19 protein-coding genes and 1 tRNA gene are annotated in these 20,538 nt (G+C 62.5%); 16 read left to right on the top strand and 4 right to left on the bottom strand.

Going from position 1 to position 20,538, the window contains the following annotated elements:
* Positions 1–73: 73 nt before the first annotated feature.
* The 11 genes from NDO48_RS18880 to NDO48_RS18830 all read left to right on the top strand — a co-directional run bounded on the left by NDO48_RS18880 (position 74) and on the right by NDO48_RS18830 (position 9,867).
* A complete protein-coding gene (locus NDO48_RS18880) occupies positions 74–2,161 on the top strand; it encodes a ParB/RepB/Spo0J family partition protein (protein WP_267322057.1) in 2,088 nt (695 codons plus the stop codon).
* Between the two features lie 73 nt (positions 2,162–2,234).
* Positions 2,235–2,675: a hypothetical protein gene (locus NDO48_RS18875; RefSeq protein ID WP_267322056.1), complete on the top strand. Its 441-nt coding sequence runs from the start codon at positions 2,235–2,237 to the stop codon at positions 2,673–2,675.
* 32 nt (positions 2,676–2,707) lie between these two features.
* Positions 2,708–3,079 carry a hypothetical protein gene (locus NDO48_RS18870; RefSeq protein WP_267322055.1) on the top strand — a complete coding sequence of 124 codons (372 nt, stop codon included), beginning with the start codon at positions 2,708–2,710 and terminating at the stop codon, positions 3,077–3,079.
* Positions 3,080–3,088: 9 nt separating this feature from the next.
* Positions 3,089–3,442 (top strand): hypothetical protein, encoded by a 354-nt coding sequence (locus NDO48_RS18865; protein ID WP_267322054.1) that lies wholly within the window; start codon positions 3,089–3,091, stop codon positions 3,440–3,442.
* Positions 3,443–3,466: 24 nt separating this feature from the next.
* Positions 3,467–3,715 carry a hypothetical protein gene (locus NDO48_RS18860; protein ID WP_267322053.1) on the top strand — a complete coding sequence of 83 codons (249 nt, stop codon included), beginning with the start codon at positions 3,467–3,469 and terminating at the stop codon, positions 3,713–3,715.
* Between the two features lie 11 nt (positions 3,716–3,726).
* A complete protein-coding gene (locus NDO48_RS18855) occupies positions 3,727–3,915 on the top strand; it encodes a hypothetical protein (RefSeq protein ID WP_267322052.1) in 189 nt (62 codons plus the stop codon).
* 17 nt (positions 3,916–3,932) lie between these two features.
* Positions 3,933–4,187, top strand: coding sequence for a hypothetical protein (locus NDO48_RS18850; protein ID WP_267322051.1), 255 nt, complete (start codon positions 3,933–3,935; stop codon positions 4,185–4,187).
* A gap of 14 nt (positions 4,188–4,201) precedes the next feature.
* On the top strand, positions 4,202–4,438 hold the full coding sequence (locus tag NDO48_RS18845) for a hypothetical protein (protein WP_267322050.1): 237 nt from the start codon (positions 4,202–4,204) through the stop codon (positions 4,436–4,438).
* On the top strand, positions 4,435–4,746 hold the full coding sequence (locus NDO48_RS18840; RefSeq protein WP_267322049.1) for a hypothetical protein: 312 nt from the start codon (positions 4,435–4,437) through the stop codon (positions 4,744–4,746). Before NDO48_RS18845 ends, NDO48_RS18840 begins: the two co-directional genes overlap by 4 nt.
* 172 nt (positions 4,747–4,918) lie before the next feature.
* Positions 4,919–9,259 (top strand): strawberry notch-like NTP hydrolase domain-containing protein, encoded by a 4,341-nt coding sequence (locus tag NDO48_RS18835; protein WP_267322048.1) that lies wholly within the window; start codon positions 4,919–4,921, stop codon positions 9,257–9,259.
* The gene (locus tag NDO48_RS18830) at positions 9,259–9,867 is read left to right on the top strand and encodes a DUF7146 domain-containing protein (protein ID WP_267322047.1); all 609 of its coding nucleotides are present in this window, start codon (positions 9,259–9,261) and stop codon (positions 9,865–9,867) included. Before NDO48_RS18835 ends, NDO48_RS18830 begins: the two co-directional genes overlap by 1 nt.
* A gap of 129 nt (positions 9,868–9,996) precedes the next feature.
* Here NDO48_RS18830 and NDO48_RS18825 read toward each other — a convergent pair whose 3' ends face one another.
* Complete coding sequence (locus NDO48_RS18825) at positions 9,997–11,352, bottom strand: IS1182 family transposase (RefSeq protein ID WP_267322046.1); 1,356 nt, start codon at positions 11,350–11,352, stop codon at positions 9,997–9,999.
* Between the two features lie 178 nt (positions 11,353–11,530).
* Here NDO48_RS18825 and NDO48_RS18820 point away from each other — a divergent pair, with 178 nt between their 5' ends.
* The gene (locus tag NDO48_RS18820) at positions 11,531–12,439 is read left to right on the top strand and encodes an MBL fold metallo-hydrolase (protein WP_263007808.1); all 909 of its coding nucleotides are present in this window, start codon (positions 11,531–11,533) and stop codon (positions 12,437–12,439) included.
* A 2-nt stretch (positions 12,440–12,441) separates the two neighbouring features.
* On the opposite strand, the gene NDO48_RS18815 is transcribed toward NDO48_RS18820, so the two are convergent.
* Both NDO48_RS18815 and NDO48_RS18810 read right to left on the bottom strand, forming a co-directional pair.
* Entirely contained in the window at positions 12,442–13,260 is an 819-nt protein-coding gene (locus NDO48_RS18815) for a DUF1499 domain-containing protein (protein WP_263007809.1), read from the bottom strand.
* A 134-nt stretch (positions 13,261–13,394) separates the two neighbouring features.
* The gene (locus tag NDO48_RS18810; RefSeq protein ID WP_267322045.1) at positions 13,395–15,032 is read right to left on the bottom strand and encodes a fatty-acid--CoA ligase; all 1,638 of its coding nucleotides are present in this window, start codon (positions 15,030–15,032) and stop codon (positions 13,395–13,397) included.
* Positions 15,033–15,201: 169 nt separating this feature from the next.
* Here NDO48_RS18810 and NDO48_RS18805 point away from each other — a divergent pair, with 169 nt between their 5' ends.
* Both NDO48_RS18805 and NDO48_RS18800 read left to right on the top strand, forming a co-directional pair.
* Positions 15,202–15,921: a hypothetical protein gene (locus tag NDO48_RS18805; protein WP_263007811.1), complete on the top strand. Its 720-nt coding sequence runs from the start codon at positions 15,202–15,204 to the stop codon at positions 15,919–15,921.
* 190 nt (positions 15,922–16,111) lie between these two features.
* Positions 16,112–17,065 carry a GSU2403 family nucleotidyltransferase fold protein gene (locus tag NDO48_RS18800; protein ID WP_263007812.1) on the top strand — a complete coding sequence of 318 codons (954 nt, stop codon included), beginning with the start codon at positions 16,112–16,114 and terminating at the stop codon, positions 17,063–17,065.
* Between the two features lie 71 nt (positions 17,066–17,136).
* On the opposite strand, the gene ppdK is transcribed toward NDO48_RS18800, so the two are convergent.
* The gene (gene ppdK, locus NDO48_RS18795; RefSeq protein WP_263007813.1) at positions 17,137–19,803 is read right to left on the bottom strand and encodes a pyruvate, phosphate dikinase; all 2,667 of its coding nucleotides are present in this window, start codon (positions 19,801–19,803) and stop codon (positions 17,137–17,139) included.
* Positions 19,804–20,009: 206 nt separating this feature from the next.
* On the opposite strand from ppdK, the gene NDO48_RS18790 reads away from it, so the two are divergent.
* Together NDO48_RS18790 and NDO48_RS18785 are read left to right on the top strand one after the other, a co-directional pair.
* The gene (locus NDO48_RS18790; RefSeq protein WP_263007814.1) at positions 20,010–20,345 is read left to right on the top strand and encodes a VOC family protein; all 336 of its coding nucleotides are present in this window, start codon (positions 20,010–20,012) and stop codon (positions 20,343–20,345) included.
* 119 nt (positions 20,346–20,464) lie between these two features.
* Positions 20,465–20,536, top strand: a tRNA-Gln gene (locus NDO48_RS18785).
* The last annotated feature ends 2 nt before the right edge of the window (positions 20,537–20,538 follow it).

The following is a 20,538-nucleotide window of genomic DNA, read 5'->3' as shown; positions in this document are numbered from 1 at the left end:
GCACGGGAGCCCGGAATGCCGGGCTCCACAAGAGGAGAGAGGTTCTCCCGCCCGGCACCCATGGAGCCATACGATGAACGTCACCGAAGTCGTCTATATCCCGCTTAAAAAACTGAAGCTCAGCACGCTCAATGTGCGCCAGACTGAAAACGACGTCTCCGATCTCGTTGCCAGCATCCGCGAAAACGGTCTCAAGCAGAATCTGCTCGTTCACAAGGTCGGCCGCGGCTTCGAAGTCCATGCCGGCGGCAGGCGGCTACGCGCCCTCAACATCGTCTTTCCCGACGGCGATTATAGCACCCCTTGCGTTGTGGAGACCAAGGAACAGGCCGAGGAAACGTCGCTTGTCGAGAATTTCCATCGGCTGAAAATGCACCCGATCGACGAATTCGTCGCCTTCGACCGGCTGCTCAAGAATGGCCATTCGCTTGAGACCGTCGCCAACCGCTTCGGCGTCACCACGCGTTTTGTCGAAGGTCGAATGCGGCTTGCCCGCCTCTCGCCGAAAATCCTTGAGTCCTTCCGCGCCGACGAGATCGATCTCGACACGGTCAAGGCCTACACGCTGACCGACGATCACGCCCGCCAGGAGGAGGTTTTCGAGCGCGAGGGCGCTTATGGATCAGTCTGGTCGATCAAAAGCGCACTCACCAAGACAAAGATCAATGGATCCTCACCGATAGTCCGCTTTATCGGCCTCGAAGCCTATGAAGCCGCCGGCGGCGCCATCACGCGCGATCTGTTCTCCAACGACGACAGCGTCATGATCGACGATCCCGCCCTTGCCGAACGGCTCGCCATGGAGAAGCTGCAGGCCAAGGCCGAGGAACTCAAGACCGAATGGAAATGGGCGGAAGTCATGCTCTCCATTGCCTATGATACGTTCCGCGAATACGGCCGTGTCTATCCAGAGACCTTCCTGCCAGCCGAGCTCGCAGCCGAACAGGAAGCGATTGAGGCCCGTCTCGAAGCAATGGACGAGATCGACAATGACAACTGGACCGAGGATCTCGACCAGGAACTCTCCAAACTGAAAAATCGCGAAGCCGAAATCGAGGCCCAGGAGACCACAGCCTACTCTGCCGAGCAAATGGCGCTCGCAGGCGTTATCGTCTCCATGGACTCTGCTGGCGGCTTTCGAATCGAATCCGGCCTGGTCCACCCGGATGACAAGACAAAGCCGGAGCCAACAAGCTCAAGGTCCACAGCTTCCCCAACCAGCGACCCGGCCGATGCCGCCCGCCACGATGCCGGCGAAACAATCTCCGTCATCGAGGACATTCGCGCAGTTCGCCACCAGATCCTGCGCGCCCACCTCTCCGCCGACTTCAACACCGCCTTCGATGCCATGCTCTACTCAATGGCGGTCGGCATGTTCGGCTATTCGACCTACTCCAGCCAGCCGCTCAACGTCTCGATTAAGGCTGCCGAGGTCTACCGATCGAAGGAGAAGCTCACCGGCACAATCGCCGAATCCATGCTGCAGGGGCTCAAGGACAAGCTGAGCCTCGAGTGGCTCAATCTTGATCAGCCGCATGATTTCAACGCCATGTCGGCTCTCTCACCACGCGAAAAACAGGATCTGTTCGCCTTCTGCGTCGCCCAGGGCGTCAATCAATCCCTCTCCACAGATCCGCACGCCAACCCTGTTCTCGAAATCATAGGCAAGCGCATGGATGTCGACGTCGCTTCGTGCTGGCGGCCGACTGCCGAGCACTACTGGAATCGCGTCAAGAAGGGCTATGCGCTTAAGGTTGCTTCCGAGCAGATCTCACCAAATTGGGCCGACGACCATTCTAAGGACAAGAAAGCCCAGATCGCCGAGGCAATGGACAGCGCCTTCAGCGACGATCCGCAAAAGACCGCTGGCCTCAACGAGGAAACCGCAGCCCGCACCTCGACCTGGTTGCCGGAAGGCATGGCCTACACCGGCGAATTTTTCGAGCAAAAGAAATCTCGCACCTACGGCTACCAGGACGACAACGGCAATACCGATGATGACGACGATGACGCTGACATCGACATCGATACTGGCGAGAACGACGAGGAATTCGACGACGACATCAGCAGCGACATCGCTGAAGACATCGGCGACGACGAAATCGAGACCGACGATGATGACAGCGACATTCCCGCCTTCCTGAAGGAAGCGGCCGAATAGTCGCCCTCCACTTCCCTCCCCTCATCCCGCAGGGCCGCGTTGATCGCGGCCCTTTCTTTTTCCGGAGACAATCATGGCCATTTTCACCGTCGAGGCGACCTATCGCCTACCGATCTTTCGCCACACCACTTACGTCGCTCGTGACGTCGCACATGCCTGCCGTCAGGCCATCGCCGACGATGACTGGCAACACCAGAAGAAGGATTACGAGTCGAGCGGCTCCACCTACATCACCGGCGTCTGGCGAGGTGCTGACGCCGCCTATGGCAACGCCGCCGAAACCGTCCCTGACGAATTCGCCGGCGAGGACGGTATCGTCCTCTCCACGCATCAGTTGCTCGCCACCCTCAACGCCGCCATCGAGGCATGGCCGCAATTCGACTGCGATGACGTGGTCCCGGGCGCCGACCTGGTCGATTGGTTCGGCCAATGGCGATCGACGGCCAAAGGCGTGGCTGAAGCAGCTCAACGCCACCTCGCACCTAATAGCGACACCGTCCGCCAACGCGCGTGACAGCGCTTCCTCTCTCTTTCCGGAGTTCCATCATGTTCGACCCAACCCCCTGGATCTCAAAAGCCCTCTCGTCCGAAGGCGGACACATGTTCATCAACCGTGGCGGCTTTTGCCTCAATTATGACAACGGCACCCTCTCCGGCTATCAGCCGGACGCGGTCAAGCGCCAATCCATCGCCTCAGGCCTGCCCGTCTGCGACGCCTCTGACGTCGATCCGTCGGTCATCTTCGCGATCGCCTCACGCGGACCCATGATCGCTGTCGGCCGCGACGCCGACCCACATCCATGGCGCGCTCACTCCTACGCGCCGCTCTACGCTGTTTTCGACGCATACCGTCGCGCCGGCGCCGAAATCCACAACATGCCGCCGTCGCATGTCGGCCCCATCATCGATCACGAGTAGGAGCCCATCATGCGCACCTTCCTCCCCGATCGCATACGGCTCCGCCACATGGAAACAGCCTGCCGTCAGAACTGCGAGCATCTGCGCATCATCGATCGCCAGATCCTCAAGCAGGCCGAACGCCTCACCATCAATGATCGGCCAAAGGTCCGCCAGTACGGCCGCCACGCAACCACCTGGACGCCGGCGGACGAGCGCCACTACCAGACTTGCGTGGACGCCGTCTTTGAGGCCCGCAGGCCCGAAATCGACGCCTTGCGTCGCAAGATCGATCGACAACGCACCGCCATCGAACTTCTTCGACTACGGCTGCGGATCAACGAGCCGTCCCCCGATTTCGACATCATCATGATCAGCGGCTGAGAGCTGTTACCACGGAGAACCATCATGCTCTTTCAATTCGTCATCGCCGTCGACGGCGATCTTGATGTCTCGACCGACACAGATATCGATCGACTTGTCGCCAAACACGGTCGCAGCATCACCGGCTACAACAAGAATGACCGCGTTCGCCCTGAACTTCGCGACCAGCCGAAAATAAGCGGCATGAACGGCCCCATGTGGGGCGGCCTGCAGAATGGCGAGATCGTCCTCCGCTACGAGGATCCGGAAGCCTACTCCATTCTGTCGACCTGAAGAGGCTGGTCATGGTCCACATCGCTCCGCCCGACCGCTTCTGCGCGCAATGGATGGTCTACGTCGAATCCATGTCAGGCGCTGTCACCGCCACGGCCCTCTTCGATACCGAGGCCGAAGCCAAGCGCCAGGCCAATTTCTGGCATGAGGAAATGAACCGCACCGGCCATGTCATCGGCATGCCTCTGCGAGAACCCTGATCAAAGGAGCCGGCAAAATGTATCAGATCGCCCGCATCATCCCGATCTACTGCCCAAGCACCGACGGGCTCACTGGTCACAAGGCAAAACTCCTGCCCATGACCTACGTTCATGAAAGGCTAGCCCACAAGATCGCCGGCAGGCTTGAGACACGTGACTTCGATAATCACGGCGACGATTCATTCGTCGTCATACGCGTCGGCGACAGCCCATTCTCCCAACGTCGGCCCTTGCCTCTCCAACCAGACGAAATCTGGGACTTCCCCTTTTGATGAAAGGATCCACCATGTCTCTCGCGGATGCTCTCGCCTCCATCGAGGCCGACGCCGTCTCCAGCGCCGAAGCCGCCTATGCCGGCACCGGCTGGCGCAAAGCTCCGGCCCAAAGCATCGTCGTCAACGACTTGCTCCCGGGCCGCTCGCATGACGAAGTGATGCAGATTCTCAATGCCTGGAACAGCGCCTATCATCGCCGTGTCCACCAATTGAGCGACGACGAAATTAAAGGAGCGGAACGCACATGACGACCCATCGCAATCATGTCCGGACCGAGTCCATCGCAGACGACGAAGCCATCGCTGCGATCGCCCTCTCCCGCCAGTCCGGCAAACGCGGCCGCTACACCGCTTTGCAAAACAACACCTGCCGCATCGAACTTGTCGACGAGCAGGACAATGTCCGCCTGACCATGTTCCTGCATCAAGCCCAGGGCATCTGGACCGCCCATTGTCACGGCCTTTCTTTCAGGAATGCGGAGCTCATCGTGACCGTGCGTAAAGCGATCGCACACCATAACAGCCGCGCTTCCTGGAACCGTATCCAGACCGAGTAACCGGCCCTCCCCCCACCTCCTGCCCGGAACGCCGCGCGAAGCCACGCTTCGCGCGGTTTTCATTTCTGCAACCGCAGCACCCCCCGGCCGCCGCTCAGAGACAGAGGACCGGCCGGAAAACATTGGCTTTCGCAAGAAGGCGAAAGCCCCATCCCTTCACTGGAGACCCCCCATGCAGCCTTCAACCGCGCTCCCCCGCGCCACCGTCGCCGCTCCTCCCATACTTGCCGCAGCTGAACTGCTGCTCGTCGAACTCGAAAAAGGCACTCAGATCACGACGACCATGATGCGCATAGCCATGGAAGCCGCCTACGGCGCAAGCGACGCTACCGGCGCATGGGTCTGGAAGGACGCCTATGACGCGCTCGAATGCGCCACCGTCCTGTTCCTGCGCAAATTCGGCCGCCGTATCCGCAAGCAGACCCAATGCCGCTTTGCCGAACTCGCTCTGCACGAGCGCCTGTTCGCGCTCATGCCCAGCCACACGCGGCGCTCCGAGGATCAGAATCGCCTGCAGCAATTCTCGACGCCACTGCCTCTCGCTTACATCGCCGGTTATGCCGCCTTTATCGAGACCAGTGACCTGGTGCTCGAACCGTCCGCCGGCACCGGCCTGCTTGCCGTCTTCGCCAGCATCGCCGGCGCACGCCTCGCCATCAACGAACTCGACCACGATCGCGCCGTCCTCGCCGCTTCGCTGTTCGGCCAGACCGTCACCCACCACGATGCCGCGACCATCCATGATCGGCTCGATTTGTCGATCCGCCCGAGCGTCGTGATCATGAACCCGCCCTTCTCGGTCGCGGCAAACGTCGTCGGCCGCTATCAGTCGGCGACAGCAAACCACATTCGCTCGGCACTGGCCCGCCTTCAGCCCGGCGGTCGCCTCGTTGCCATCACCGGCTCAGGCTTTGCCCCGAACACCGACCTTGGCCGGCCCTTCTATCAGTCAATCGTCGGACAGGCGCATTTGCGTCTCACCACGCCGATTTCCGGCGCTCTCTATGCGCGCCATGGCACCACGGCCGAGACACGCCTGTCCATCATCGACAAGGTCGACGACATCACGTCCGAGACGATCAACTACACAGATCCGGCCAGCAGCTGCCGTGATCTCCTCGAGCGCGTCATCGCCGATTGCCCGCCACGCTCCGCAATCGCGCCGGCCGCCGTTTCCCTATCTCCTTCCCGGCCATCCACGACTGCCCACAGCCTCCGCGACGAAGCCCGGCGCAAGGCACGCGCCGCCAAGGTCGAAGCTGCGCGTCATCCGCTCGACAAGGCCGAAACTGTCCGCATCGACTACACCGCGCGCCAGATCTCGACAGCGGCCGCAACCACGACAACCGCAATCTATGAGCCCTATAGCGTCCAGACCATCGACATCACCGACGCACAAGCTCATCCGACGGACCTCGTCCAGTCAGCCGCCATGGCGTCTGTCGCCGCGCCAGTACCATCGCATCGGCCGACACTGCCATCGCGCGTGCTTACCGAGGGTCTTCTCTCCGGACCGCAACTCGAAAGCGTCATCTATGCCGGCGACGCGCACGCGACCTTCCTGCCTGGCAAATTCTCCCGTGACGACCAAGGCTCGATCATCCGCGCCAGCGACGATGACGACAAAGCCTTCACCATCCGCCGCGGCTGGTTTCTCGGCGATGGCGCCGGATGCGGCAAAGGCCGCCAGATCGCCGGCATCATCATGGACAATTTCCTCGCCGGCCGTCGCCGGCATATCTGGATCTCGCGTAGCGATAAACTGATCGAAGACGCCGTGCGTGATTGGACCGCACTCGGCGGCGCAGCGTCGGACATCGTACCCCTTGCCCGCTTTCGGCAAGGCTCCCCGATCAGCGCCAAACCGGCAATTCTGTTTGTCACCTATGCCACCTTGCGCACCGCGGAAAAACAGGATGGCGACAAGATGAAATCCAGCCGTCTCGACCAGATTCTCGATTGGCTTGAGGCTGAAGACGACGACTTCGACGGCGTCATCGCCTTCGACGAAGCTCACGCCATGGCAAATGCCGCCGGCTCGACCGGCAGTCGCGGCGACACCAAACCCTCAGAACAAGGTCTCGCCGGCCTTCGCCTGCAGAACGCCGTTCCGCACGCCCGCATCGTCTACGCCTCCGCGACCGGCGCGACCACTGTCACCAACCTCGCCTACGCCGTGCGTCTCGGTCTGTGGTCCACCGGCGAATTCCCGTTCAAATCACGCATCGAATTCGTCTCCTCCATGGAAGCCGGCGGCATCGCAGCCATGGAGATCATCTCGCGCGACCTCAAGTCACTCGGCCTCTATATCGCCCGCTCGCTGTCATTCGTCGGCGTCGAATACGAAATGCTCGAGCATGAAATCACCAACGAGCAGCGCGAAATCTACGACAAATATGCCGACGCCTATCAAGTCATTCACAACAACCTGGAACGGGCGCTCGAAGCAGCCGGCATCACCGATCCCGATGAAGGCACCCTCAATCGCCACGCCAAATCCGCAGCGCGCAGCGCCTTCGAAAGCACCAAGCAGCGTTTCTTCAACCACCTCATCACCGCGATGAAAGCGCCAACGCTGCTCGACGCGATCAACAAGGACATCGAGGACGGCCACGCCGCCGTCATCCAGCTCGTCTCCACCGGCGAAGCACTCATGAGCCGCCGTCTCGCCGAAATCCCCGCCAGCCAGTGGGATGACCTGACCATCGACATCACGCCGCGCGAATATGTCCTGGACTACCTGATGCATTCGTTTCCGACCGCGCTTTATGAGCCCTACACCGACGAGAACGGCAATCTGCGCTCACGTATCGCCCAGGACGAAAACGGCAACACGATCGAATGTCAGGAAGCGGTCGAACGCCGCGACGCCCTGATCGAACATCTTGCCGCCCTCCCCCCGGTCAATGGTGCGCTCGACCAGGTGCTCTGGCATTTCGGCATCGAGAATGTCGCCGAGATCACTGGCCGCAGCCGCCGTGTCGTCAAGTGCGACACCGACCGCTTCGCCCTGCAGCGCCGGCCTGCATCATCCGGCTTTGCCGAAACCCACGCCTTCATGGACGACGATAAGCGCATCCTCATCTTTTCCGACGCCGGCGGCACCGGCCGCTCCTACCACGCCGATCGCAACGTCAAGAATCAGCGTCTGCGGGTCCATTACCTGCTCGAAGCAGGATGGCGCGCCGATAACGGCGTCCAGGGTCTCGGCCGCACCAACCGCACCAATCAGGCGCAGCCGCCCTTGTTCCGTCCCGTCGCCTCCAACATCAAGGGCGAAAAGCGCTTCCTGTCCACCATAGCGCGGCGTCTCGACACCCTTGGCGCGATCACCAAGGGCCAACGCCAGACCGGCGGACAAGGCATATTCCGCGCCGAAGACAATCTCGAAAGCGACTATGCGCGCGCCGCCCTGCTCAAATTCTTCCAGCAGATCTATCGCGGCAATGTCGAAGACTGCTCGCTTGACGATTTCATCGCCATGACCGGCCTCAACATCATCGACGGCGACGGGACGCTCAAAGAGGAACTGCCGCCGATCTCTCAGTTTCTCAATCGCTGCCTTGCCCTGCGCATCGACATGCAAAACCGCTTGTTCGACGTGTTCATGGGTCTGTTGGAAGACACGGTCGAAAGCGCCAAACGCGCCGGCACCTACAATATCGGCCTCGAAACGCTCGTTGCCGAAAACTTCGACATCATCGAGCGCAAGGTCATCTACACGCACCCGAAAACCGGGGCGCAAAGCTATGCGCTGACCATCAATGAGACCACGCGTAACAGCCCGCTGTCGCTCGACCAGGCACACCAGATCGTCTCCGGCTATAACAGCGCCGTCCAGCTCATAGAGCCCAAGACCGGGCGTGCAGCCGTCGCGCACGACACCACGTCCTACACCGACGAGCAAGGCAAGGTGCATCGTTGCCTGCGTCTCTACCGCCCAATGTCGCAGCAGCGCCTCACGTCCAAGGAGATTACCGACGAAGGCTGGATCATCACCGAACCGGACGTGTTCGAAAAAGCCTGGAATCGCGAGCTTGCGACGATCCCCGAGTTTTCCTCACGCCGCTTTACACTCGTTTGCGGCCTGCTTCTGCCAATCTGGAACGCACTGCCCAATATCGATTGCCTGGTCTATCGGCTGACCGCTTCCAACGGCGAAACGGTCATCGGCCGTCTCGTCCACGATCACCAGCTCATGCATGTCTATGATTCACTCGGCATCATCGGGACAATCAACTGGACGCCGGAAACCCTGCTTCAGGCCCTCAAGACCCAGACCTCCCGGATCAAGCTTCCGGGAGGTATCGCTCTACAGAAGGCCTATGTCATGGGTCGGCCACGCATCGAAATATCAGGCGTCCAGGCCAACGACCTTGCCCGCTACAAGGCACTCGGTTGCTTCACCGAAATCATCTCGTGGAAGACGCGTCTCTTCATCCCGATGGACGATCTGGTTGTTCTCGGCAGCGTCTTGCGCGAACATCAACCCGACAAGCAGGAGGCCGCATAATGGCAACCGCACAGGATCTCGCGCGCGCACTCGGCAACAATGCCGAGGCGTTCTGCCGCCACTATCTCCCCAATGGCCGGCGTGTCGGCAATTACTGGATGATCGGCAATATCCATGGCGATCCCGGCCGTTCGCTTGCCATCCGCCTCAAGCCATCCGGACAACGCGTTGCCGGCAAATGGTCCGATCATTCCGAGGGCACCTTTGGCGATCTGCTCGACGTGTTGCGGGCTCACGTCACCTCCGACGATTGGTCGAAAATCGCCGACGAGGCCCGATCATTTCTCGGGTCCGCACCGATGCCAACGTCACCCGCCTCTCATGCGACCTCGCACTCGCGTCCCGCCGGCCAACGCCTGTTTGCGCTCGGCCGGCCAATCACCGACACGCCGGCGCACCGCTATCTCGGCAATCGCGGCATCAGCCGCTTCGGCCCGGCTCTGCGCTATCACCACAGCGTCTATTTTCTCGACGGCGCCAATCGTCGCCACCAGCTGCCGGCCCTGCTAGCCGCCATCACCGACAATGATGGGACCGTGACGGGCTGCGCTCGCACCTGGATCGATGCTAGGAGTCCGTCGGACTTGAGCCCAAGCGAATTCAAATAATCGGTGCGAGGCGTTTTTTTGGACGGCATTGCGCTGAGTGAGTGCTCTCGATGGATGGCGAGCCCCCGTGAGAGCGCATCGAGCCGTCCAGGGACTCGGTTTTGGGGTGATCGAGGCGCACTTTTTCCCTCAAGCTGCTCGCAAGACGTGCATGCGCTTGATGTTCCAGGCCATGGTCACCAAGCTCCATTCGCCCTGGGCCTTGGCCAGCCCGCGCATGCTCATCTGGCGCCAGCCCATCACCCTCTTGATGATGCCGAACACCGGCTCTACCGTCTGCTTGCGCCGGCCGTACAACGTCCTCCCTGCTTGCGTGCCCAGTCGGTGTGCCATCTGCACCACCGGGTCCGTCGACTGGGGCTGCGGTGCATCGGGTGCAAAGCGCTGCGCGAGCGGCGTGTGATGCGACTCTCTCTTGAGCGCCAGCAGCGGTTCGACTCCGGCGTCGTTGCAGGCGATCACGTTGGCCTGACTGAAGAAGCCGTTGTCCGTGATCAGCGACTTCACCTCGCCCAGCACCGCAGGCAGCGATCGGATCTGCTCCAGCGTGGGCACGACTTCTCGCTTGTCGTTGCAAGCCTGCGTGACGTGCGCGGTGATCACCATCATCGTGTCGGTGTCCACGCCGGCTTGCGCGTTGTAGCTTTGCTCGAAGCCCCCTCCCGAGACGGGCATGATTCGCGACTCTTCATCCGTGAGGTTGACCTGGTCGGCGTCCTTGGGGCCGGCCTGCGGCGCCTCGGGGTCCTTGCCGCGGGGCTTCTTGCCGGCATCGCGCTGGGCTTTGCGCTTGGCGCTCTTGGCCTCGTACTCCTGCTGCTCGCCCTGATGGCGCTCGCCCGCGCGCTGCTCGATCTTGGCCTTGGCCTGCGCAATGGCGCTCAAGCGGTCTTCGCGCCGGGCAATCTCTGCCGGCACATCCATGCCATCGGGGATCGCCGCGCGGTCGCTTTTCTCCGCCAGCGCCAGCAGGGTCTGCACTTCCCGCCGCAACTGCGCCTCGATCTTGTTGGCGTGCGCCCAGGACAGGGCCTTGTGCTTGCTGGCGTTGGCGCCGATCTTGGTGCCATCCAGCGCGATGTGCCCGAGCTTGAGCAGCTTCATCTCGCGCGCCAGCACCAGCACCTGCACGAACAGCGCCTCCACCTCCTTCAGGAAGCGGCGGCGGAATGTGGCCAGCGTGTCGTGGTCTGGATGGGTGTTGGCCGCCACGTAGCGAAACGCCACCGAGTCGTAGCTCGCGCGCTCGATCTTGCGGCTGGAGTGCACGCCGTTGGCGTAGCCGTAGATCAGCAGGCCCAGCAGCACCGCCGGGTGGTGTGCGGCCGAGCCTCGGCCCGCGTATTGGCGCGTCAGTTCGCTCAGATCGAGCTGCTCGATGACTTCGACCACGAAGCGCGCCAGGTGATCACTGGGCAACCATTCATCCACCGACGGCGGCAACAGGTACGCAGTGTCTCGGTCAACGGGAACGAATCGGCTCATCGGTTCGCCTTCTTGTTTGGACTGCCACGATTGTGTCGGATGGCGTCATCGTCCGGAAGACTGCAAAGCCCGACGGACTCCTAGACACGTCAGTCGTGGTTTTCCCTATATTGTCTTCCGTGCTAAGCGGCAAACGAATTTGCCACTGGCTCCTCGAACTCACAGATATCGGCCGGCCATGTCCCTCGACCTCGACACACGCTTCGATCCCGCCTACGGCCAGCCGGTCCCGGTCGCCGAGGGCGTCGCACGGATAACCGCCAACAATCCTGGCGCCTTCACCTTCCACGGCACCAACAGCTACATCATCGGCCATGACACCTTGGCAGTCCTCGATCCCGGCCCAGCCGACGACGCCCATCTGGAGGCGCTGATCCGCGCCATCGCCGGGCGGCCTGTCAGCCATATATTCGTCAGCCACACACATCGCGACCACTCGCCGCTCGCCGCGCGCCTCAAGGCCCTGACCGGCGCGGTCACGGTAGCCGAAGGGCCGCACCGGTCGGCACGGCCGCTGCGGATCGGCGAGGTCGCTCCGCTCGATGCCAGCAGCGATACCGACTTCGTTCCCGACCTCGTCGTGGCAGACGGCCAGCTTGTCGATGGCGATGGCTGGCGCATGCGCACGGTGCTGACGCCCGGCCATGCCGCAAATCACGCCGCCTTTGCACTCGAAGGCACCGGCGTCCTGTTTTCGGCCGACCATGTCATGGCCTGGTCGACCTCGATCGTCGCCCCGCCCGATGGCGCGATGTCGGACTACATGGCCTCGCTCGACAAGCTGATCGCGCGTGAAGACCGCATCTACCTGCCCGGCCATGGCGGTCCGGTGGTGTCGCCACCGTCATTCGTGCTTGGGCTGCAGGCGCACCGCAGGATGCGCGAGCAGGCCATCCTCGAACGGCTTGGCGCCGGGGACCGCTTGATCCCCGATATCGTGCGCGCGATCTATCGCGACACCGATCCCCGGCTCTACGGCGCCGCCGGGCTCTCGGTTCTCGCCCATCTCGAAGATCTGGTCGGGCGCGGCGAGGCCGTCAGCAACGAAGCGCCGGCGATCGACAGCGTCTATTCGCCGGCAAGATAGGATTATTGTTCGGGCTTTGCGGTTGTTGCCGTGCCAGCCTGGGCGGCAATCTCCTGGTCGAGCTCGGTCAGGAATGCCGTGATCCGCGCGGCATTGTCGCCGAGGTCGTGGCGACCGTAGCGCGAGGCGGAGCGCATGTCGACGAAGGTCGAATCGCCGTCATCGACCAGCCGAATCGCCACGTCCGATGGCAGGGCCAGAATGAAAGTCCGCGCCACTGCTTCGATGTCGACCTCGCCGCTGGCCTGCTCGGCAGCCGGCGGCGGCACGACGACCTCCCAGCCCTGTCGTCCCAGAACCGCCGTCACGCTCTCCAGAACCCGGTCGAGCGACAGGTCGTAACGGCGTCCGGCGACCAGCGGATAGGCCTGGGCCTGCAAGGCGCGCTCGCCTGCCGAGGGCAATTCCAGACTGTTCATCAACGGCGTTCGCAACGACACCGCCGCCGTCAACGCCGGCGGAACCTCGGCATCTGTCGAGATGTCGCGCAGCATCGGCAAGGTGGCGATCTGATAGGCGACGAAGCCAAAAGGCGTGAGAACGGCGAGCCCCAGCAAGGCACCGGCGGTCAGGTCGTGGCCGCCGCGATCGCCAAATTTCCACAGCCGCGAAAAGGCAAAACCTGACAGCAGCAACGCGAAGGCGGCGAGCAGGGCAACGATGCCAAGCACCCAGAAGAACGCCGTGGTTTCGACCAGGCCGCGGCGATGGCCAAGCACGGCGGTGATCAGCAGCACCGCGGCGAAGGACGCCATGCCGCGCGAAAGCCCGGCCGAGCGCGTGGTACGCTGCTCATGATATCTCGACTGGAACTCGACCATGGAACCCCGTACCCACCTGCAGTGTCGCAGCGCCGCCGTCCCCACGGCGAAAGTTGCTGCTGCAAACTAGAGGGTTTCCTGCGGCGGTTGAAGCGGAAAGGCGACGCTTGCCGCCGTCCCGCACATGAACCTGCTTACCCTGCGGTATCGGATGGCAGCCGATAGTCCTTGAACCTCTCGCGCAGCGCCATCTTCTGGATCTTGCCGGTTGCCGTGTGCGGGATCTCCTCGACGAAGGCGACATCGTCCGGCATCCACCATTTGGCGACCTTGCCGTTGAGGAAAGCCAATATGTCGGCCTTGTCAGGCTCCCTGCCCGGCTTGCGCACGACAACCATCAGCGGCCGCTCGTCCCAGCGCGAATGCTTGACACCGATCACCGCCGCCTCCTGGACGTCTGGATGCCCGACGGCGAGATTTTCCAGCTCGATCGAGGAAATCCACTCGCCGCCCGACTTGATCACATCCTTGGAGCGATCGGTGATCTGCATGTAGCCGTTGATGTCGATATGGGCGACGTCGCCGGTGTCGAACCAGTCGTCGGCATCGAACTGCTCGGCGCTGGCGCCGCCGAAATACGAGCCGGAGACCGCCGGTCCACGCACCTTGAGCCTGCCGAACGTCCTGCCGTCCCAAGGCAACTCATTGTTGTCGTCGTCGGTGATCTTCATCTCGACGCCGAAAGGCGTGTAGCCCTGCTTCTGCTGAAGGTTCAGCCTGTCGTTGCCTTCGAGGTCGTCATATTCCGGCTTGATCGTGCACAAGGTGCCGAGCGGCGACATCTCGGTCATGCCCCAGGCGTGGATGACCTCGACGCCGTAGTTGCGCTCGAATTTTTCGGTGACCGTGCGAGGGCAGGCCGAGCCGCCGATCACCACCTTGTTGAGATGCGGCAGTTTCTTGCCGGTCTCTTCGAGATGCTGCAGCAGCATCAGCCACACCGTCGGCACGGCCGCGGTGAAGGTGACGCGTTCGGTGTCGAGCATTTCGTAGATCGAAGCGCCGTCCATCTTGCCGCCGGGCATGACGAATTTCGCGCCGACCATCGGCGTGCTCTGGGCAAGGCCCCAGGCGTTGGCATGGAACATCGGCACGACAGGCATGACCACGTCGCGCACCGAAATGCCCATCGCATCCGGCATCACCGCGATCATGGCGTGGAGCACGTTGGAGCGGTGGCTGTAGACGACGCCCTTGGGATCGCCCGTCGTGCCAGAGGTGTAGCACATGCCGGCTGCGGCATGCTCGTCGAGCGCCTTCCAGACGTAGTCGCCATCGGCCTCGGCCAGCCACTCCTCATAGGCGGTGACATTGGGCAGCGTCGTCTGCGGCAGGTGGGCGGCGTCGGTCAGGACGATGACGCGCTTGAGCGAAGGCACCTGTGGCGCGATCTTTTCGACCAGCGGCACGAAGGTCAGGTCGACGAACAGCGCCTGGTCCTGCGCATGGTTCATGATCCAGACGAGTTGTTCGGGAAAAAGGCGTGGGTTGAGCGTGTGGTAGACCGCGCCCATGCCCATGATGCCGTACCACGCCTCCATGTGCCGCGCGGAGTTCCAGGCCAGCGTCGCGATGCGGTCGCCAAGGCGGTAGCCGTCGCGCTCCAGCCGCTGGGCAACCTTCAGGGACCGCGTGCGCAACTCGGCATAGTTGGTACGGACGATGGGCCCCTCGATCGACCGCGACACGATCTCCCGGTGCGGATGCTGCCGTGCGGCATGGTCAATGATCTTGTGGCACAGCAGCGGCCATTCCTGCATCAGTCCAAGCATGCGGATCCTCCCAGATCATATGCAACCATTCTGGTCGCAATGGCGCGATTGTCCAGCCTGACCACCGCCAAGCCGAGCCGGCAAAATGTCGGCGGCCACATTGCGGCCACGGTCCCGGTTAACCTTTATTACCGGCTGGTGTGGTGGGTAGAGTAATGTGAGGGATCACATGGATACGCAGCCGCGCGCGGAGGACGAAGTCCTGCCGCAGACCGACACGCAATCTGAACAGACTGTTGCGCCTGAGCAGGCCGATGCGGATGTCAGTGTGCAATTGGCCGGCGACGGGACGGTTGCCCCCGTCGAAGACGCAGAGGTCGAAGCTGATTCCCGGGCGGAAGCCAGCGAACCGGTCATGGAAGCGACGGAACCTCTCGAACTGTCGGCGGAAGAAACGCCCGGCATGATCGAACCCGCGATATTCGCCGAGGTATTCGAAGCCGAGCAATCGCCGGAGACGACAGCGACCGAGGTGGAGGAGCCGATGGCGGAGGTTTTCACCGACGAACCGGAAACTGTCGTGCTGTCGCCGGAAGAGCTCTCGCCCGGCAACGCGGACGACGCGACGATAGAACAAACACCTGCCAAAGGCCTGGAAATCGCCGCCACCGGGGTGACGGAAGAGGAATTCACGCAACTCGTGGACGACGCGCTCGAAGCTGTTGGCGGCATCCTGCTGTTCAAGATGCGCATCGACGACGACGGCGAAGACAAGCATGTCGCGGCCGCCTCGATCGGCGACGGCGCGCGCCGCCAGTTCCTGCTGCTTTCGCTACCTGTCAGCGGCGGCAAGCTGAAAGTCGAATCGGCATCGCGCAGCACCAGCCCGCTGGCAAAGCTCGCCGAAGCCTATGTCGGCGTGGTCGAGGCGTTCCGCGCCGCAGCCTGAAGAGACCGGCTCAGCGCACGCCTATGTCCGCGTGGCGTCGCCGGGCGGCTTTCCGACCCCTGATACCCTACGCGAGTTGCTGATGTGGGGTATTTAATATACCCTATGTGAAGTATCGCCGTAGGGTATCCTCATGCGCTTACCGCTTTCTGTTCATACGGCTTACCAAGATCTCCTTGAAGCGCACCGAATGCGCGACGTGAAGACCATCGCCGGGTCTCCGTTCCTCAAGGAGCTTCCGCAAGGCAAATACTGGTACGCACGGCAAAGAATTGGTGACAAGCCGATCGATCGCTACATTGGCCCGGACAGCGAAGACCTCCGCCAGCGCATCGCTCGAATGCGGGAAGATATCGAAGACGACAAGCGCTTTGAACGGCATTGCGCGCTTCTAGTGGCGCAACTGCGCGCTGCCGGGCTTGCTACGGTTGATCGCCAGACCGGAAGCATCCTGAACGCCATGGCGAGAGTTGGCGTGTTTCGGCTGGGTGGAACGCTGGTTGGAACACATGCGTTCCGGCTCTACGGCGCTGAACTGGGATTTGCCTTTTCCGGTACGCTAGCCGTCACCCAGGATGTCGACATCGCAGCGTTCGAAAATCTCAAACTGGCAATCGACGATCCGGTTGATCCATCTCTGGCCGAAACGTTCAAATCCCTGTCGCTTGAACCCGCGCCCGGACCTGACCCGAAAGGAAGGTCTACGCGGTGGCGCTTGAAAGGCGGCGGAGCGATGGTCGATTTCCTTGCGCCCCGCATGCAGAGCAAAAGTGAGATCGTCCGGCTCGAACCATTGAACGTCTACGCTCAGACGCTCCCATTCCTGAACTTCCTGATCGCGGAGCCGATACCGGCTGTGGCGCTTTATCGAAGTGGAGTTCTGGTTCAGGTCCCGAAACCCGAGCGCTATGCCGTGCACAAACTGATCGTCGCCCAACGGCGAACGGGACCGGGCTTGGCCAAAGTTGCAAAAGACCTGGCTCAAGCCGAAACGCTGGTACGCGTCCTGGTCGAAGATCGCCCGCAGGAACTGGCAATCGCTTACGAGATCGCCCTGAATAGCGGAATGAAGTGGCGCGAGGCCATCACGGCATCGCTCAAGCAACGGCCCGAAATCAACCGCCTGCTTGGCGAAATCACCTGATGCAGTTGGTTATGCCCAATACGCGGATTGGGTATAACCAAGAAGAATCAACCAGTTGATAGCAGCGACTGCTACCTTTGCGCCTTCACCGCTGCCTGCGCGGCCGCCAATCGTGCGATCGGCACGCGGAACGGCGAGCACGAGACATAGTCCAGCCCGACGCTTTCGCAGAAGCGGATCGAGGCGGGATCGCCGCCATGCTCGCCGCAGATGCCGAGCTTGATCTCGGGCCTTGTCGCCCTGCCCTTCTCGGCTGCGATCTTGACCAGTTCGCCGACGCCCTCGATGTCCAGCGAGACGAAAGGATCCTGCTCGATGATGCCCTTCTGGCGGTAGGTCTCGAGGAACGAGGCCGCATCGTCGCGCGAAATGCCGAAGGTGGTCTGCGTCAGGTCGTTGGTGCCGAAGGAAAAGAACTCGGCCGCCTCGGCAATCACATGAGCGCGGATCGCCGCTCGCGGCAGCTCGATCATCGTGCCGACGAGGTAGTCGATGTTGACGCCCGATTCCTGCATGACGCTCTTGGCAACCTGGTCGATTCGCGCCTTGACGTAGTCGAGTTCCTTCATCAGGCCGACCAGCGGCACCATGATCTCCGGCACCACAGGGCTGCCGGTCTTCTTGCCGGCCTCGACCGCCGCCTCGAAGATGGCGCGGGCCTGCATCTCGGCGATCTCGGGATAGGAGACGGCGAGACGGCAGCCGCGATGGCCGAGCATCGGGTTGAACTCGTGCAGCGCCTCGGTGCGCTGGCGCAGCTTGTCGGCCGAGACGTTCATCGCTTCAGCGACTTCGGCGATTTCTTCCTCGGTCTTGGGCAGGAATTCGTGCAACGGCGGATCGAGCAGGCGAATCGTCACCGGCAGTCCGGCCATGATCTCGAACAGCTCGATGAAGTCCGAGCGCTGCATCGGCAACAGTTTGGCAAGGGCCGTGCGCCTGTCCTTCTCGCTGTCGGCGAGGATCATCTCGCGCATGGCGACGATGCGGTCGCCGTCGAAGAACATGTGCTCGGTGCGGCACAGGCCGATGCCCTCGGCGCCGAAGGAGCGCGCCATGCGCGCATCCGCCGGCGTTTCGGCATTGGTGCGCACCTTCATGCGCCGCGCCGCATCGGCCCACTCCATGATCGCGGCAAAGTCGCCGGAAAGCTCCGGTTGCAGCATCGGCACCGAGCCCTTCAGCACCTGGCCGCTGGAGCCGTCGATGGTGATGATGTCGCCCTTGCGGAAGGTGTGGCCCATCGCCATCAGCGTGCCGGCGCGATAGTCGACGCGCAGCGAACCGGCGCCGGAGACGCAAGGCTTGCCCATGCCGCGGGCAACCACAGCCGCGTGGCTGGTCATGCCGCCGCGCGTCGTCAGGATACCTTCGGAGGCATGCATGCCATGGATGTCCTCGGGGCTGGTCTCGATGCGCACGAGGATGACCTTGCGCCCGGCCGACTTCAGTTCCTCGGCCTCGTCGGACGAGAACACGATCTCGCCGGTGGCGGCCCCTGGCGACGCCGGCAAGCCGACGGCGACGACCTCGCGCTGCGCCTTGGGGTCGATCGTCGGATGCAGCAACTGGTCCAGCGACGATGGATCGATCCGGCCGATCGCCTCTTCTTTCGTGATCAGACCCTCGCCGGCCATCTCGGCGGCGATCTTCAGCGCTGCCTTGGCGGTGCGCTTGCCCGAACGGGTCTGCAGCATCCACAGCTTGCCGCGCTCGATGGTGAACTCGAGGTCCTGCATGTCGCGGTAGTGCTGTTCGAGGCGATTGGAGATCGCCACGAAAGTGTTGAACGCTTCCGGCATCAGCTTCTGCAGCGACGGCTTATCGGAACCGGCGGCGATGCGTGCTGCTTCGGTGATGTTCTGCGGCGTGCGGATGCCGGCCACCACGTCCTCGCCCTGCGCGTTCACCAGGAACTCGCCATAGAGCATCTTCTCGCCGGTCGACGGGTTGCGCGTGAAGGCAACGCCTGTCGCCGAGGTGTCGCCCATGTTGCCGAACACCATGGCCTGGACGTTGACCGCCGTGCCCCAGTTCTCGGGAATGTCGTGCAGGCGGCGATAGGTGATGGCGCGGTGGTTCATCCAGCTCTGGAACACCGCGCCGATGGCTCCCCACAGCTGCTCGTGCGGGTCCTGCGGGAAGGAGCGGCCGAGCTCTTCCTCGACCTTGGCCTTGTAGAGCTTTATGACATTCTGCCACTGCACCGCCGTGAACTCGGTGTCGAGTTCGTAGCCGAGACGCGCCTTTTCTTCTTCGAGCAGTTCCTCGAAGACCTCGTGTTCGAGGCCGAGGACGACGTCGGAATACATGGTGATGAAGCGGCGGTAGCTGTCATAGGCAAAGCGCGCGTCGCCGGCATCGGCGGCCAGCGCCTCGACGGTGACGTCGTTGAGGCCAAGGTTCAGCACGGTGTCCATCATGCCCGGCATCGAGGCGCGGGCGCCCGAGCGCACCGAGACGAGCAGCAGCCTTTCGGGATCGCCGAAGCGGCGGCCGGTGATCGCACCGACATGGTCGAGAGCCGTGCGGACATCTGCCTCAAGCGTCTCGGGATAGCTGCGGCCATTGGCATAAAACCAGTTGCAGGCGGCGGTGGTGATGGTGAAGCCGGGCGGAACCGGCAGGCCGAGACTGCACATCTCGGCGAGATTCGCCCCCTTGCCGCCGAGCAGGTCGCGATCGCTCGAACGCCCCTCCGCCGCACCGTCGCCAAACCTGTAAACCCACTTGGTCATGCCTTCTCCTCGCCGACTGAGTGTGGAACAGGGCGGTGGCCGCCGCCCGCTTCTCGCGGCAGCGATATGATGCTGCGCTGCGAAAGGCAAGGCGCAGTTCCGCCACCTGATGTCCTACAATCGATTAATGGAGCGACCGACGGGGAAGCTTGCGGCAGCCATCTACCTCATATAGAACATATCGAGAACAATTCCTGGAGACGACAATGCGAAAGACGGGCAAACTCGACTACATCGAAATGGCAGCGGTCGGCGGCACGCTCGACCATGTCAAATCCTTCTACAGCGCAGCCTTCGGCTGGACCTTCACCGACTACGGCCCGGGCTATTCAGCCTTTGCCGAAGGCCTCGACGGCGGCTTCCAGGCCGAAGTATCGGCCAAGCCGCTGCCGATCCTCTATTCCGAGGCGCTGGAACAAACGCTCGCCGCGGTCGAGGACGCCGGCGGCACCGTCGTCAAGCCGATCTTCTCGTTCCCCGGCGGCCGGCGCTTCCACTTCGTCGATCCCGCAGGCAACGAGCTTGCCGTGTGGGGCGAATAGTCGGCACTTTGGCGGAGGAAAAGCGGCAAAGGCGCGATTGTGCTTTTGCCGCGCACTGAATATAAGGCGGCGGTCGATTGACTCGCCTGCGGCTAGATACTTGTCGGCCCGCGGCCTGTTGGGGCGTCGCCAAGCGGTAAGGCATCGGTTTTTGGTACCGACATTCCCAGGTTCGAATCCTGGCGCCCCAGCC

The sequence above is a fragment of the Aminobacter sp. MET-1 genome, from assembly GCF_026521175.1.
Classification (GTDB): Bacteria; Pseudomonadota; Alphaproteobacteria; order Rhizobiales; family Rhizobiaceae; genus Aminobacter.
Note: the sequence above shows the minus strand (reverse complement) of the source record. Positions and strands in the feature narration are given on the sequence as shown.